Source organism: Methylocystis sp. MJC1 (genome assembly GCF_026427715.1).
Lineage (GTDB): Bacteria > Pseudomonadota > Alphaproteobacteria > Rhizobiales > Beijerinckiaceae > Methylocystis.
The window spans coordinates 3,771,764-3,787,397 of the sequence record NZ_CP107558.1 but is presented as its reverse complement, the minus strand read 5'-3'; the positions used below and the strand labels follow the sequence as shown (position 1 = coordinate 3,787,397).

General features: G+C 64.7%; 15 protein-coding genes. 13 read left to right on the top strand and 2 right to left on the bottom strand.

Annotation, left to right across the window (positions count from 1 at the left end; translation table 11 throughout):
- Positions 1-112 precede the first annotated feature (112 nt).
- Together OGR47_RS18180 and OGR47_RS18175 are read right to left on the bottom strand one after the other, a co-directional pair.
- Positions 113-472, bottom strand: a complete 360-nt coding sequence (locus OGR47_RS18180; protein ID WP_165056020.1) for a YidB family protein — start codon at positions 470-472, stop codon at positions 113-115.
- A 120-nt stretch (positions 473-592) separates the two neighbouring features.
- Positions 593-1,546 (bottom strand): LOG family protein, encoded by a 954-nt coding sequence (locus OGR47_RS18175; protein WP_165056019.1) that lies wholly within the window; start codon positions 1,544-1,546, stop codon positions 593-595.
- A gap of 94 nt (positions 1,547-1,640) precedes the next feature.
- Between OGR47_RS18175 and OGR47_RS18170 the strand changes: the two genes are divergently transcribed.
- The 13 genes from OGR47_RS18170 to aroB all read left to right on the top strand — a co-directional run bounded on the left by OGR47_RS18170 (position 1,641) and on the right by aroB (position 15,633).
- Positions 1,641-2,387, top strand: a complete 747-nt coding sequence (locus OGR47_RS18170) for a YebC/PmpR family DNA-binding transcriptional regulator (protein WP_165056018.1) — start codon at positions 1,641-1,643, stop codon at positions 2,385-2,387.
- 244 nt (positions 2,388-2,631) lie between these two features.
- Positions 2,632-3,243, top strand: a complete 612-nt coding sequence (locus OGR47_RS18165; RefSeq protein ID WP_165056016.1) for a TetR/AcrR family transcriptional regulator — start codon at positions 2,632-2,634, stop codon at positions 3,241-3,243.
- A gap of 153 nt (positions 3,244-3,396) precedes the next feature.
- On the top strand, positions 3,397-3,840 hold the full coding sequence (locus OGR47_RS18160; protein ID WP_165056015.1) for a L,D-transpeptidase: 444 nt from the start codon (positions 3,397-3,399) through the stop codon (positions 3,838-3,840).
- 80 nt (positions 3,841-3,920) lie between these two features.
- Entirely contained in the window at positions 3,921-4,538 is a 618-nt protein-coding gene (locus OGR47_RS18155) for a glutathione S-transferase family protein (protein WP_165056014.1), read from the top strand.
- Between the two features lie 324 nt (positions 4,539-4,862).
- Positions 4,863-6,635: an acetolactate synthase 3 large subunit gene (locus tag OGR47_RS18150; RefSeq protein WP_165056013.1), complete on the top strand. Its 1,773-nt coding sequence runs from the start codon at positions 4,863-4,865 to the stop codon at positions 6,633-6,635.
- Positions 6,636-6,764: 129 nt separating this feature from the next.
- Complete coding sequence (gene ilvN, locus OGR47_RS18145) at positions 6,765-7,316, top strand: acetolactate synthase small subunit (protein ID WP_165056011.1); 552 nt, start codon at positions 6,765-6,767, stop codon at positions 7,314-7,316.
- 169 nt (positions 7,317-7,485) lie between these two features.
- A complete protein-coding gene (locus OGR47_RS18140; protein ID WP_165056010.1) occupies positions 7,486-8,985 on the top strand; it encodes an outer membrane protein in 1,500 nt (499 codons plus the stop codon).
- A 156-nt stretch (positions 8,986-9,141) separates the two neighbouring features.
- Entirely contained in the window at positions 9,142-10,161 is a 1,020-nt protein-coding gene (gene ilvC / locus OGR47_RS18135) for a ketol-acid reductoisomerase (protein ID WP_165056009.1), read from the top strand.
- Between the two features lie 64 nt (positions 10,162-10,225).
- On the top strand, positions 10,226-11,110 hold the full coding sequence (locus tag OGR47_RS18130; protein WP_165056007.1) for a nuclear transport factor 2 family protein: 885 nt from the start codon (positions 10,226-10,228) through the stop codon (positions 11,108-11,110).
- A gap of 149 nt (positions 11,111-11,259) precedes the next feature.
- Entirely contained in the window at positions 11,260-12,138 is an 879-nt protein-coding gene (locus tag OGR47_RS18125) for a nuclear transport factor 2 family protein (protein WP_165056006.1), read from the top strand.
- A 12-nt stretch (positions 12,139-12,150) separates the two neighbouring features.
- Complete coding sequence (locus OGR47_RS18120; RefSeq protein WP_165056004.1) at positions 12,151-13,059, top strand: PhzF family phenazine biosynthesis protein; 909 nt, start codon at positions 12,151-12,153, stop codon at positions 13,057-13,059.
- Positions 13,056-13,772: an NUDIX hydrolase gene (locus OGR47_RS18115; RefSeq protein WP_165056002.1), complete on the top strand. Its 717-nt coding sequence runs from the start codon at positions 13,056-13,058 to the stop codon at positions 13,770-13,772. Before OGR47_RS18120 ends, OGR47_RS18115 begins: the two co-directional genes overlap by 4 nt.
- A 52-nt stretch (positions 13,773-13,824) precedes the next feature.
- On the top strand, positions 13,825-15,633 hold the full coding sequence (gene aroB, locus OGR47_RS18110; protein WP_165056000.1) for a 3-dehydroquinate synthase: 1,809 nt from the start codon (positions 13,825-13,827) through the stop codon (positions 15,631-15,633).
- Position 15,634: the final 1 nt, after the last annotated feature.

The following is a 15,634-nucleotide window of genomic DNA, read 5'->3' as shown; positions in this document are numbered from 1 at the left end:
TGAATTGAGCCCGGCGAGGCAAGCCGCGGCAGGAAAGCGTGTTTCTGGCGATCGAACGGAAAAGCCGCCGGCGTGCGGCCGGCGGCTGGTTTCCGAGTGGCCGACGGCTCGATCAGCCGGCTTTCTTGGTTTCGTCTGTCTCCGGCGTGGGCAGCTTGCCCTCCGGCGTCGCCTGATCGATCGCCTCGGGGAGATATTGCGCGAGAAGGTCGCGCGCCTTGTTGATGTCGACGCCGGCGCTCGCCGCCAATTTCTTCACATTCTCGATGCCAATCGCCTGACCAACCTCGATGGCGTTAATCGCCTCGTTCTTACCGGTGGAAACCCAGGAATCGACCTGACGCTTGAACCCGCCCTCCTGGAACTGCTTGACCACGGCGTCGAGGCCGCCTTGCTTTTCGACGTAATCCTTAATGAGGCTGAGCGCTTCCGCGCCGATGGCGCCGCCGACAATTGCCTTGAGCCAGCTCATCTGTCATCTCCATTCAAACGGGCGGCGCTGCGCCGCGCCGCCCGACAGATAGGGATCGAGCTGCGGCGATACAATGACGCGGAGCCCCGGGCTCGCGTCCCCGGAAGTCGCCCAAATTGCCTAAATCAGCGGTTGGCCAGCCTTTTCCCACCAGCGCAAAATTCCGTCCCAAATCTCCTGCGCGGTCTCCGCGTACCAGAATAAAGAGCGGTCTTCCGGGGCGATAACGCCTTCCTCGACCAGGAAATCCGGATCGAACACGCGCCGCCAATAGGCTTCGCCGACGAGAACGACGGGCAGCGGCTTCAATACGCGGGTCTGCGCCAGGGTGAGCGTCTCGAAGACTTCGTCGAGCGTCCCATAGCCGCCGGGGAAGGCGACGAGCGCCCGGGCGCGCAGAACGAAATGCAGTTTGCGCATCGCGAAATAATGAAAGCGAAAGCAAAGCTCCGGGGTGATGTAGGGGTTGGGATATTGCTCTCGGGGCAGGGCGATATTGAGCCCGACGGTCTTGGCCCCCGCGTCGAATGCGCCGCGATTGGCCGCCTCCATGATTCCCGGCCCGCCGCCCGTGACGATGGCGAGGCGCCGCTCGCCGGGAAGCTCCCCGGCCGCGCCCACGATCCCGCCGAACGCCTGCGCAATGTCATAAAAGCGCGCCTTCTCCGCGATGCGCAGGGCGGTCTTGACGCGGCGGGCGGATTCCGGGTCATCGGGCCGCGCCGCTGCTTCCGCCTCGGCCTGCGCAAGCTGTTGCCGCGCCGCCTTGAGCTCGACAATTCGTGTGGAGCCCCAGACCACGATGGCGTCGGTGACGCCGTGCCGCTGCAGCAGCATCTCGGCCTTCAGATAATCCAGCCCGAGCCTCGGCCCGCGCGCGTCGCCGGTGGCGAGGAAATCTATGTCGGAGTCAGCCTCTCGATAGGCCGGGCTCGCGAGCAGGGTCGCGACGCGCTGCGCCGCTTGGGGATCGTCGTCGACGGGTTTCGGCCGCTCTTCCGGGAGCGGCTCACGGCGCCGGAAGGGATCGGGTGGGGAGGGCGCTTTGCCGCCGATGTGGTCAATCCCGCTCATGCCACGGCCTTTCTTTATTTCCGTTGCGCCGGGAGGTATAGACGGCCCGGACGCCGCTAGAGGCGAAGAAAGATGGACGCAAGGGCGAAGGACGATGGCCGGGCATAGTCAGTTCAAGAACATTATGCACAAGAAGGGCAAGCAGGACGCAATCCGCTCCAAGCTCTTCTCCAAGCTCGCCCGCGAAATCACCGTCGCCGCCAAGATGGGGCTCCCCGACCCCAATATGAACGCCCGGCTGCGCGCCGCCGTTCTCGCGGCCAGGGCCGAGAATATGCCCAAAGACAATATCGACCGCGCGATCAAGAAGGCCTCGGGCGCCGATTCGGAGAACTATGACGAGGTGCGCTACGAGGGCTACGCCCCCGGCGGCGTCGCCGTTATCATCGAGGCGCTGACCGACAATCGCAACCGCACGGCGGGCGAGGTGCGCTCCTATTTCACCAAGGCGGGCGGGGCGCTTGCCGAAACGGGCGCGGTGTCCTTCATGTTCGACCGCGTCGGCCTGATCGAATTCGACAAGAAGGTCGCCTCCGAGGACGCCATGATGGAGGCCGCGATCGAGGCCGGCGCCGACGACGTCTCCTCCACCGACGAATCGCATGAGATCATCACCTCGGTCGAAAGCCTGCGCGACGTCGCCAAGGCGCTGGAAGACAAATTCGGCGAGCCGAAGAAGGCCGCTCTGGTCTGGCGGCCGCAAAATACGATCAAGGTCGATGACGAGGCGGGCGAGAAGATCCTGAAGCTCGTCGGCACGCTCGAAGACAATGACGACGTGCAGAACGTCTACGCGAATTTCGAGATTTCGGACGCGCTGATGGCGAAGCTCGCGGGCTGAGACCGGTTAGCGGTCCAGCGTCGTTGATCCCCATACCTCCCCTTTACGGGGAGGTCGGCGGCCAAAGGCCGCCGGGTGGGGTTCACGCAACGACGGCAGCGGTTGGGGCCTTACCCCACCCGTCGCGCTTCGCGCGCCACCCTCCCCGTAAAGGGGAGGGATAAGCTCACGACCGGCGCCCGGACGGGGTTGCCCCGGCGAAAGACATGCTCCGATACGGAGCCCCGCCTGTTGAGCGAACCCCATGCATGTAAAACGCCGCTACCATCACGGTTCCCTCAAGCAGGCGCTGGTGGATGCGGCGATCGAGATATTGGCCGAGGGCGGCCCTTCCGCCCTCACCTTGACGGAAGCCGCCCGCCGCGCGGGCGTCACCCCCGCTGCCCCTTACCGGCATTTTAGCGGCCGCGACGCGCTGCTCGCCGAGCTCGCCCGCCAGGGGTTCGAGACCTTCGGCGCGCGGATCGAGGCGGCCTGGGACGAGGGCCGGCCGGACGCCCAATCCGCCACGCGCGCCATGTGCGCGGCCTATCTCAAATTCGCCCGCGAGGAACCGGGCCTCTACGCCGCGATGTTCGGCCAGGCGGCGACGCTCGCTGATCCGCAGGCGGGCGGCGCGGCCGATCACGCGCTCGAAATCCTGTGGCGCGCCGCCGTGGCCTGGCTGCAGGCGGCCGGCGCGCCGGCGCAGGGCGCGCGCCATGTCGCGCTACAAATCTGGGCGGCGGCGCATGGCGTCGCCATGCTGACCATCTCGGGCCATTTCGATCCCGCGAAAACGGCCGACCCCGCCACTGTCTTAGAGGGCGCGGTGCAGGGGGTGATGGCGGCGGCGGTCGTGAAGGCCAAGGGGTGAGAACCCTACAGCCGGCCAACCGATCCGGCGTGACCGCCTTCCACTGAAAACGGCCGTGCCGGCTGCGTGCATTGCCGCACAGAGGCCCGAGCGTCTTCCTCCTAATTTGGCGTCATCGGTTCGAGGGGAACCGCCGCCAAGGGGGACACGACAATGAAAAAATCTCTCAATTGCGCGCTCGTCGCCGGCGCTCTTTCCGTTTTTGCCTTCACCGCTGCGGCCAAGGCCGAAGTCGTCATCGACGTCGATCTCACGACGCAGAACATGCACGTCGAATCCGCCACGGGCTCTTACGACTGGCCGGTCTCCACGGCGCGCGCCGGCTTCACGACGCCGCACGGTCATTTCGCGCCGATCGGCATGGAGCGAATGCATTACTCGAAAAAATACCACAACTCGCCGATGCCCTATTCGATCTTCTTTCGCGGCGGCTACGCCATTCACGGCACTTACGCGCTGTCCGCGCTCGGCACGCCCGCCTCTCACGGCTGCGTCCGTCTCTCTCCGGAGCACGCCAAGATGCTGTATGAAATGGTCCAGAACGAAGGCGCGAGCATTTCGATCGTCAGCTCTCCCGCCCGTTACGCCAGCCGCTGACGACGGGCCCGGAGGCCAGTGTGTCGGCCGGGAAGCGGGCCGCACTATTTGAATGGGCGTCTCCTAAAGGAGCCCCGGCCATGTTCACGCTCTACTACCATCCCGGCGCCTGCTCGCTTGCCGCCCATATTGTTCTCGAATGGATCGGCGAGCCCTATGCGACGAAGGAAGTTGCGTTCGGCGACAAGGACTATCTCAAGATCAACCCTGCCGGCGCCGTGCCCGCGCTCGACGATGGCGAGGGCTGGATTTTGACCCAGGACGCAGCGATCCTGCGCTACCTCTCCTTGCGCTCTCCCAAGGCGGGCCTCGCCATCCATGGCTCGGCGCGGGAGGAGGCAGAGGCCGACCGCTGGAGTTTTTTCATCACGGGCGATCTCCACCCCGCCTTCTTCCCGCTCTTCGTGCCGAATCGCTACACGCGGGCGCGGGAGAAGGAGGCCTTCGACGCTATTCGCGAGGCGGCGAAAGCGCTGGCGCATAAGAAATTCGCGCTCGTCGACGCGCATCTGGCGGGCCGGCGCTTTTTCCTGAGCGAACGGCGCAGCTATCTCGACGCCTATATCTTCCCCATGGAGCGCTGGGCGCAAAGCATGCTGGACGACGGGCTTTCGGAATTTCCGTCCGTACGGGCCCATCACGACATGATGGCCGCGGACCCGGCCGTGAAGAACGTTCTCGCGGCGGAAGGGGCGTGACGATCTGGCCGCCGCGGAGCCGAGGCAGCAACCCACTGCGGCGGTTGCCGCCCATGGATTGCTTCGCTTCGCTCGCAATGACGGGCGAGGGCTCCATTGGACGATAAATGCGCCCGCTATCCGGCTTGATTCTCTCCCGCGCCTCCCTTAACCTCTGCGCGCTAGATCAAGATAGGCGGGGCGCGATGCGCGGTCTTCTCGTAGTAGATGTGGCGCCGGAGACGGAGCGGGACTAGGCCCGCACTCCGCCAATGGCGCTTGACCCAAGGCCCCGGAGAGGGCCTTTTTTATTGCCCGCCGCTGAGTTGAAACGGAAAAATGACCATGTCGAAGGAAATGACCGGCGCAGAAATGGTGGTCGAGGCCCTGAAGGATCAGGGCGTCGAGATTCTCTTCGGCTACCCCGGCGGCGCGGTCCTTCCGATTTACGACGTTCTTTTTCATCAGGAGCAGGTGAAGCATATTCTCGTGCGTCACGAGCAGGGCGCCGCCCATGCGGCCGAGGGCTATGCGCGCTCCTCCGGCAAGGTCGGCGTGCTGCTCGTCACCTCGGGCCCTGGCGCCACCAACACGATCACCGGCCTCACCGACGCGCTGATGGATTCGATCCCGCTCGTCTGCATCACCGGCCAGGTGCCGACGCATCTCATCGGCTCCGACGCCTTCCAGGAATGCGACACGGTCGGCATCACGCGCCACTGCACCAAGCATAATTATCTCGTGAAGAACATTGCGGACCTGCCGCGTATTCTGCACGAGGCCTTTTATGTCGCGACCTCGGGCCGTCCCGGCCCGGTGGTCATCGACATTCCCAAAGACGTGCAATTCGCGCGCGGCGAATATTCGGCGCCGCGCGTCGCGCAGCACAAGACCTATCAGCCCAAGCTCGACGCCGATATGGACGCGATCCGCGAGGCGGTGAAGATGATGGCGGCCGCCAAGCGGCCGATCTTCTACACCGGCGGCGGCGTCATCAATTCCGGCCCTTCGGCCTCGACCCTGCTGCGCGAATTGGTGAGCCTCACGGGCTTTCCGATCACCTCGACGCTGATGGGTCTCGGCGCCTATCCCGGTTCCGGCCAGAACTGGCTCGGCATGCTCGGCATGCATGGCACTTATGAAGCCAATAACGCCATGCATGATTGCGATCTGATGATCGCGGTCGGCTCACGCTTCGACGACCGCATCACCGGGCGGCTCGACGCCTTCTCGCCGGGCTCGAAAAAAATCCACATCGACATCGACCGCTCGTCGATCAACAAGAACGTCAAGGTCGATCTCGCCATTGTTGGCGATTGCGCCCATGTGCTCGAAGCCATGGTGCGCATCTGGCGCGCCGAGGCGATGCACGCCGACAAGCAGCCGCTCGATCAATGGTGGTCGCAGATCGAGAAATGGCGAGAGAAGAAATCGCTCGCCTTCCGCAATTCCGACACGACCATCAAGCCGCAATACGCCGTGCAGCGTCTCTATGCGCTGACCAAGGACCGCGACTCTTACGTCACGACCGAGGTCGGCCAGCATCAGATGTGGGCCGCGCAGCATTACCACTTCGAGGAGCCGAACCGCTGGATGACCTCCGGGGGGCTCGGCACCATGGGCTATGGTCTGCCCGCCGCCATCGGCGCGCAGCTCGCCCATCCCAGCGCGCTCGTCATCGACATTGCGGGCGAGGCCTCGATCCTGATGAACATTCAGGAGCTCTCGACGGCGATTCAGTTCCGCCTGCCGGTGAAGGTCTTCATCCTCAACAACGAATATATGGGCATGGTGCGCCAGTGGCAGGAGCTGCTGCATGGCGGGCGCTATTCGCACAGCTATTCGGAAGCGCTGCCGGATTTCGTGAAGCTCGCCGAAGCCTTCGGGGCCAAGGGCATCCGTTGCTCTGATCCGAAGCTGCTCGACGCCGCCATCCAGGAGATGATCGACTATGACGGGCCGGTGCTCTTCGACTGCCTCGTCGACAAGGTCGAGAATTGCTTCCCGATGATCCCCTCGGGCAAGGCGCACAACGATATGCTGCTCGCCGATCTCTCGGACGACGCGGGCGTCGACATCGGCGCGATCATCGACGAAAAGGGCAAGATGCTGGTTTAAATTCGACGCGCTTCGCTGCCCCGTAATTTGCGCCGTCATTGCGCGCGCAGCGAAGCAATCCAGTGTGGCTTTCTGGATTGCTTCGCCTTCGGCTCGCAATGACGACGGTTGCTGAACAGGCCGACACCCATGAACGCTCCAGCTTCCCCGCCGTCCCCCTATTCCGCGGCGACGCCCAACTCCAAGATCGAATCGCACACGCTTTCCGTGCTCGTCGACAATGAGCCGGGCGTGCTTGCCCGCGTCGTGGGCCTGTTCTCTGGGCGCGGCTATAATATCGAGAGCCTTACCGTCGCCGAGGTGGCCCATGCCGATCACCGCTCGCGCATCACCATCGTCACCTCCGGCGCTCCCGAGACGATCGAGCAGATTCATCACCAGCTGGAGCGCATTGTCCCCGTGCGGCAGGTGACGGACCTCACCCTTACCAAGCGTTCGCTGGAGCGCGAGCTGGCGATGGTCAAGGTGCGCGGCCGCGGCGACAATCGCAACGATGCGCTGCAGCTTGCCGAAGCCTTCCGCGCCCGTGTGGTCGACGCGACGACCGAGAGCTTCATCTTCGAGTTGACGGGCAGGCCCGAGAAGATCGACGAATTCATCGATCTCATGCGTCCGATCGGGCTGGTCGAGGTCTCGCGCACCGGCGTCGCTGCTATTTCGCGCGGGCCAGAGCCGATCTGAGCGCTGGCCTCACGCTCGGCCGAACCGGCCTCGTTGCGCAAATGACACAGACCTGCGGAAATGCGCTTGGCGTCGAAGCTTGGCGGGAGGCCGCTCGTTGACGCTTTACCATCCTTGATCATTCTGGACGTAGGACTGCCGCCAATGCAGCCCGGCAAGGAGCGCCCGAATGTTCAAAAAGCTTTTATTCTCGAGCGTGGCGTTCTGGGCCTTGGTGCTTTCCGCGCAAGCCGCCGATCTTCCCTCCCGCAAGGGCCCGCCGCCGGCTCCGCCCGCGCCGCTCTTCACCTGGACGGGTTTCCACATTGGCTATAACTCCGGATATGGCGGCGCGGTGTATTCGGCGAATGTCGCCATCGCCAATCCCTTCGTGGGAACGACGACGCGCACCCTCGACCAGGGCGGCGGCTGGTTCATCGGCGGGCAGGTCGGCTACGACTACCAATTCGCCAATGGCTTCGTGCTCGGCCTCGAGAGCGACATGCAATGGAGCGACCTCGGCTCCTCGCATCAGGCGACAACCACCGCCTCCGCGCCCTTGCTCTTCACTTACGCCGATACGCGCCAGAATCTCGACTGGTTCGGCACGACGCGCGGCCGGCTCGGCTTCGCCTTTGGACGCCTGCTTCCTTACGTGACCGGCGGCGTCGCCTATGGCGGGGTTTCCGTCAATGGCGTGCAGGCGCTCGCCGCAGGCCTCATCACCTCCGGCTATGGGCGCTCGACCAATGTTGGCTGGACCGCGGGCGCCGGCCTCGACATCTCCCTTTCGAACCGGCTCTCGGCGCGGGCGGAGTATCTCTATCTTCAACTGCCGGGCGTCTCCGCCCCCGCGGTCGGCCTGACGCCGCCGCCGCTGCCGGCGCTGGTCGGCTCGTTCTCGACCGGCCTGATGCAGGCGCATATGGTCCGCGCCGGCGTCAACTACCATTTCGGCGGCGCGGGCGACTTCCTGCCGGAGGGCGGGGTTTTGGCCATGCTGTTTCAAAGGCCGGAAGTGGATTGGAGCGGCTTTTACGTCGGCGTGAACGGCGGCTATGGCGGCGGCAAGGTCGGGGGCGTCACGGCCTTCGGGCAACCCGGCCTCGCCTTCTCGACCTATGCCTCGAACCGTACGGGCGGGGCCATCGCGGGCGGACAGGTCGGCTACAACTATCAACTTGCCAACCAAATCGTCCTCGGCGTCGAAAGCGACGCGCAGTGGAGCGGCGTGAAGGCCTGGCACCAGGCGACGACCGTGGGCGTTCCCGGCGGCTTCGTCTTCACCGACACGCCGAACGGCATGAGCTGGTTCGGCACGACGCGCGCGCGTCTGGGCTTCGCGTCGGGGCGGGCCCTGGTCTACGCCACGGGCGGCGTGGCCTATGGCGAAATCACAACGACAGGTTTGCAATTCGCCGGCGCGCTGTTTTCCGGATCGGGCGCCCGCACCCATGTCGGCTGGACGGTTGGCGGCGGCTCCGAATATGCGCTGACGCAGAACCTTTCGCTGAAGACCGAGTTTCTTTACGTCAGCCTGGACGGCGTCAGCGACCCGGCCGTGGGCCTCGGCCTCGCGCCCTTCGCCGGCTCGTTCTCGACGAGCCGCTTCGGGACCAACGTCACCCGCGTCGGACTGAACTGGCGTTTCGGCGGCGGGGCGCCCGCGCCGGTGGCCGCCAGCTACTGACCTTCCTTGCCGCCGCTGCGCGCGAAAAAGGCCGCCGCCGCTCGGCGGCCTTTGACCTTAGCGGCCGCCCCGCGTAGAAGGGGCGCGACATTCAATGACGTTACGGGCGGTCCCGTCATCCGCCAAAACAACAGACACCCAAGGGAACGACAGGAAATGCGCGTTTACTATGATCGGGACGCCGACATCAATCTGATCAAGGGCAAGAAGGTCGCCATTATCGGCTATGGCAGCCAGGGTTTTGCCCATGCGTTGAACCTGAAGGAAAGCGGCGTTCCGGAAGTCGCAGTCGGCCTGCGTCCGGGCTCTTCCTCCGCCGCCAAGGCGGAAGGCGCCGGCCTCAAGGTCATGACCGTGCCGGAGGCCGCCAAATGGGCCGACGTCGTCATGATGCTGACGCCCGACGAGCTGCAGGGCGAGATTTACGCCAATGAGCTGGCCCCGAACCTCAAGCAGGGCGCGGCGCTCTTCTTCGCCCATGGCCTCAACATCCACTTCAACCTCATCGAGCCGCGCAAGGACCTCGACGTGCTGATGGTCGCCCCCAAGGGCCCCGGCCACACGGTGCGCGGCGAATATCTCAAGGGCGGCGGCGTGCCCTGCCTCGTCGCGGTCCATCAGGACGCCTCGGGCAACGCCAAGGACATTGCGCTCTCCTATGCCTCCGCGATCGGCGGCGGCAAGGCCGGCATCATCGAGACGACCTTCCGCGAGGAATGCGAGACGGACCTCTTCGGCGAGCAGGTCGTGCTCTGCGGCGGCCTCGTGGAGCTGATTCGCAACGGCTTCGAGACGCTGGTCGAGGCGGGCTACGCCCCCGAAATGGCCTATTTCGAGTGCCTGCACGAGGTGAAGCTCATCGTCGACCTCATCTATGAGGGCGGCATCGCCAATATGAATTATTCGGTCTCCAACACGGCCGAATATGGCGAATATGTCACCGGGCCGCGCATCGTCACCAAGGACACCAAAGCCGAGATGAAGCGCGTTCTCGAGGATATTCAATCGGGTAAGTTCACCCGCGACTGGATGCTCGAGAACAAGGTCAGCCAAACGTCGTTCAAGGCGACGCGCGCGCGCAACGCCGCTCACCCAATCGAGGAAGTCGGCGCGCGTCTTCGCGCCATGATGCCCTGGATCGGCAAGAACAAGTTGGTCGACAAAGAGCGAAACTAAGGCAAAATAAGGCCGGCGCGGGAAGGGGCTCCCGCGCCGGTTTCTCGCAACGGGGGCAGGAGGCATGCAGAGTGGGGGCAACCGCACGGTTGGGCTGACCGCCGCGGACATGCGTCGCCTCATCTCCGAGATGCTTGAGCTGCGCATGCGCCGCGATTACGCGCGCTTTGCGTCCTATGTCGACCCTCTGGTCGTTGTCTATTGCAACGCATGGCGAGAGGGAATCATCGGGCCGGACGTCTGGAACGGGGCCCCGGCGCTGAGCCAGCTTTTCCGCCGTACGGATGAGGATTATTTTCCGCTCGAGCATGAGATCCTTGACATCATGGTCGACGGAGATCGCGCCGCGGTCCGCTGGCGGGGCGATTGGCGCCGCCACGCCACCAGCAAGATCTACACGATAGACGCCGCTCATTTCCTGCGCTGGGGTCCAGGCGGCCGCGTCGTCGAAATGCACGAATTTTTCGACGCCCATAGCCTCGCGCTGCCAGCTGCGCCCGATCTGTCGAACTTCGAAAGCCTGTTGACGCCGTTGCCATCCGGTTTGACTCGTGAGGAAATGGAGCAGCGGGCGCGCGGCCTCGTCTGTTTCGAAGCCGACGGGCCCGACCCCGCCCGCCTGAGAGAATGGTGCTCCCCGGATATCGTTTGCGAATTTGTGGGCGATCGCTCGCGCATCCCCTATGCGGGCCGCCATAAAGGCCTCGACACGATGCTCGGCATTATTCAGGCCATCTGCGTCGATTTCGAACAATGGCCGCTGGTCGTTCCGGAGATGATCGCGGAGGGCGCCAGGGTCGCTGGACGCCGGCAAGTGGCGTGGCGCCATCGCGGCACCGGCCGGGTCGGCTGTTCGGAACTAGCCGATTTCGTTAGATTTGAGGATGGGTTGGTCGTCGAGTTTATCGAGTTCAGAGATACCGGCACGCTCATGCGCATCCAGGATTGACCACAATTTGCGCGGCGCCGGCGCTGGTTAGGGGCGTAAGCGTGTCGACAAATCGAGTGTGCCTGCCTAAATGATCAGAAACAGACCATGCCGCCTCTGGGGACAGGCGGCTTGGCGCGGGCGGGTGGGGCCCTCGAGGCGCAGGCGGAATGCACGGGTGGGACTGGCGTTCGAACCAGGACGCTGACAATGAGACGCGCAGGCGCGTCCACGACCTCTTGAAACGGCGCATGGCGGGCGACGCGCCGGCCGTCCTCGATTATTTCGCCGACGAAGTAGAAATCAGTCACAATGGCTCGTCCGTCGGCTATTTTCCGACTGGTCATTGGCGCGGCCGCGATGCCTTGCGCGAGAATTTGAGGCGCACCGACATAGAGTATGAGCCGCTGGATTCAGAGGTTCGATCCGTGCTCGTCGAGGGCGGCGCCGCTGCATTACATTGCGTCGCTAATTGGCGACGCCGCGCGACCGGCCGAATCTATTCCATGGACATGGCCTATTTTTTGCGCTGGCGGAAAGACAAAATCGTGCGAATGCACGAGTTCATCGACCATCACCCGGCGTCGCGCGCGGTCGATCCGCCGGGAAGTCTAGAAAAACTGATGAGCGCCCCGGAGCCTGGTCTCGCCCGTGACGAGATGGTTCGGCGGATGATGGATGTTGGGAGCTTTTCCTGCCAGGGGCCGGACGTCGCGCTCTTCCGGCAATATTGCTCGCCGGACGTCGTCTGCGAATTCGTCGGCGATCGCTCGAAGATATTTTACGCGGGGCGCCACCGCGGGATCGACGCCCTTGCGAATATCATCCGGACGGTCGGCATGGAATTCGAGCAGGTGGGCAGCACGGCGCCGGAGATGATCGTCGATGGCGGCGCGCTCGCCATTCGTCGCTCGGTGGAGTGGCGCCACCGCGGAACGGGCCGGCGCGGCGTCGTCGAACTCGCGAATTTCGTACGCTTCGAGGACGGGATGATAGTGGAGCTCGTCGAGTTTCGCGACAATGTCGCGCTTCTTCAGATGCAGGGCTAGTTCGAGAGAGACGTGACGAGAAGCCTTTCCTATCACCTCCTCGACGTGTTCACCGATCGCCGTTTTGCGGGCAATCCGCTTGCGGTCGTCGAGCTGGACACGCCGATGAGAGACGCCGAAATGCAGGACGTCGCGCGTGAGTTCAATCTGAGCGAGACGGTGTTCCTCCTCGAGCCGCGGGACCCGACGAACAGCGCCAGCATCCGAATTTTCACGCCCAAGCGCGAGCTGCCCTTCGCCGGCCACCCGACCATCGGCGCAGCCGCGCTCCTCGCCGAGCTGCGGGCAGGGGAGCTTCTCTCGCGGCATGGGATCGCGATGGCGCTGGAAGCCGAGATCGGCGTGATACGCTGCGAGGCATTGCGGGGCTTCGGCAAAGCGACCTATGTCGAAGTCACGCCGCCATTCACGCCCCGGCGCTGCGACGAGGCGCCGCCGGCCGCAGTGCTTGCTTCCGCTTTGTCGCTTTCGGCCGACGATATCGGCTTCGGCGCGCATGTCCCGGTCGTTTACGCGGCGGGGCCAGCCTTTGTCTTCGTTCCCGTGCGCTCGCGCGAGGTTCTCGACCGGGCCTGTCGGACGGATGCTTTTTCCGGGGCGATGGGCGCAGCAGGAGGCGCCTATCTTTATACAAGAGAGACAGTCGATACGGCCTGCGCCATCAACGCCCGAATGTTCGCCAATGGGGTCGGCATAGACGAAGATCCTGCAACCGGCGCCGCCGCTGCGGCCTTTGCTGGCGTGGCGCTGGAGTTCGAGCGTCCCGTTGACGGGGAGCATCAGCTGTTTATCGAACAGGGGCACGCAATGGGCCGGCCGTCGCGCATCACCTTGCGGATGTGGGTCGAGAACCGCGAATTGACGCGGGTCGCCATTGGCGGCCAGGTGGTGCGCGTCGGGCAGGGGAGGCTGTTCACTTGAGCGACGAGCCGCGCATCGTCGAAGTCGACAGGCTTGATTGCCGCCTGGTCGCACATCGCTGGGCTTACGCCGAGAAGGCGGCCGAGGAGATGGACCGGCATTGGGCGGAACGGGTCGCCGGCAATCCGACACTCTATGACGGGCCTGTGCTGCTCGCCTGCCGCGCCGAAGTCGTCGAGGAAGCCGGTCAGCGCACGCTAAGGCTTGGCGCATTCGAGACCCGCTTCTCGCATTTCCTCGCCTGGCGGGAGTTGGGCTGGCTGGATACGAGCGTTTACAATTGCTTCGCCATGCCGGCCGTACGTTCCAGCGACGGCTGCTATCTCCTGGGCGAGATGGGCCCCGGCCATTCCGTCGCCGGCTACCGTTATTTTCCCGGCGGCACGCCAGACCCCACCGATGTCACCGAGGGCGGCGTGGTAGATCTGGAGGGAAGCCTCGTGCGCGAGCTGCTCGAAGAGACCGGGCTTCACGCCGCCGAAGGCGCGGCGGCCGCAGGCTGGACCGTGATTTTCGATGGCCAGCGCATCGCCTGCCTCAAGCGCGTAGACTGGCCGGAGCCGGCCTCGGACTTAAGAGAACGCGTGCGCGCGCATATCGCCCGGGAGGCCAAGCCTGAGCTTAGCGACGCTCACATGCTGGCGCCCGGGCGTCACGCCGACCCGCGCCTTCCGTCCTTCATGACCGCCTTTCTGGCCCACGCGGCTGGATAAGCGCGAAATTCCCCGGCTGAATTTCCGTTTTTGTCGGTATAGATTGCCGGCCATGACACGAACGGAAACCTCCGGCGCGGCGCCGGCGCTCACGCCCGGCGCCGGAGACGAGCGCATTGCCGCCATCCGGACCGGGCTCGGCGGGCGCACCCTCGTCTTCGTCGGTATGATGGGCTCTGGCAAAAGCGCCATCGGGCAGCGCCTTGCGATGCGTTTGGGATTGCCTTTCGTGGACGCCGACGCGGAGATTGTCACGGCCGCCGCCGGCATGACCATCCCCGAGATCTTCGCCAAATATGGCGAGCGCTATTTCCGCGACGGCGAGCGCCGGGTGATCATGCGGCTCCTCAACGCGGGTCCCATGGTGCTTGCCACCGGCGGCGGCGCTTTCATGGACCCGCGCACGCGCGAGCGTATCGGGGAGCGGGCGATCTCCGTCTGGCTCGACGCCGATCTGAAGACGCTGATGAAGCGCGTGCGCCGCAAGAACGACCGCCCGCTGCTTCATACCGACGACCCCGAAGAAACGCTGCGCCAGCTCCTCGAAAAACGCCGGCCGGTCTATGAGCTCGCCGACATCCGCGTTCAATCGCGCGACGAACCGCAGGACGTTATGGTGGAGGAGACGCTCGACGCCCTTTTGACCAGCCTGCCGCGCGTCGCCGCCGCCCGCGCCGCGCAGAAGAAGGATTTCACCAAGGCCATGACCCATCTGCATTTGGACCGCCCGCAGCCCGAGCAGGGCGCAGCGCATCGAGAGACCGTGCATGTCGCGCTGGGCGGGCGCTCCTATGACATTTTCATCGGCTCTAACCTCCTCGAAGAGGCGGGCGAGCATATCAAGCGCGTCGCGCCCGGCGCGGCCTGCGCGATCGTCACCGACGAGAATGTCGCCCGGCTGCATTTGCCCGCGCTCGAAGAAAGCCTGAAAAAGGCCGGCATCCGCTATACGGCGATCGTGGTGAAGCCTGGCGAAGGCTCCAAATCACTGGCGACCTTCGGGCGCGTCTGCGACGAGGTGCTCGAGGCCAAGATCGAGCGCCGTGATCTTATCGTCGCCTTCGGCGGCGGCGTCGTCGGCGATCTCGCAGGCTATGTCGCGGCGAGCGTGCGGCGCGGCTCGCGCTTCGTGCAAATCCCGACGACGCTCCTGTCGCAGGTTGATTCCTCGGTTGGCGGCAAGACCGGGATCAACTCCTCCTTCGGCAAGAACTTGATCGGCGCCTTCCACCAGCCCGCGTTGGTGCTCGCCGACGTCGACGTGCTGCGCACCCTTTCGTTGCGGGAGTTCCGGGCCGGCTACGCCGAGGTCGTGAAATATGGCCTGATCGGCGACAAGCGCTTCTTCGAATGGCTGGAGGCCGACGTCGAGGCCGTGTTCCACAGCCGCGCCGAGCAGATTTGCGCCGTGGCGGTGAGCTGCGAGACCAAGGCGATGATCGTCGCGCGGGACGAAACAGAGCAGGGCGACCGCGCCCTGCTCAATCTTGGCCATACCTTCGGCCACGCCTTCGAGCTGCTCACCGGCTTTGACAGCGAGCGGCTCGTCCATGGCGAGGGCGTCGCCATCGGCATGGCCTGCGCCGCGCGCTTCTCGGCGCGCCTGGGCCTCTGCGCCAAGGAAGACGCCGACCGCATCGCGCGCCATCTCGCCAGCGTCGGCCTGCCGACCGAAATCCGGCAAATTCCCGGCTGGAGCGCCGACGTTCATGCAATTGTCAGCGCCATGTATCAGGACAAAAAGGTCGAGGCCGGCGCGCTCACCTTCATCCTCCTGCGCGCAATCGGCGAGGCTTTCATCGCGAAATCGGTCGAGCCGACAGAGGTCTTAGGCTTTCTCAACGACGAACTGGCGCGGTAAC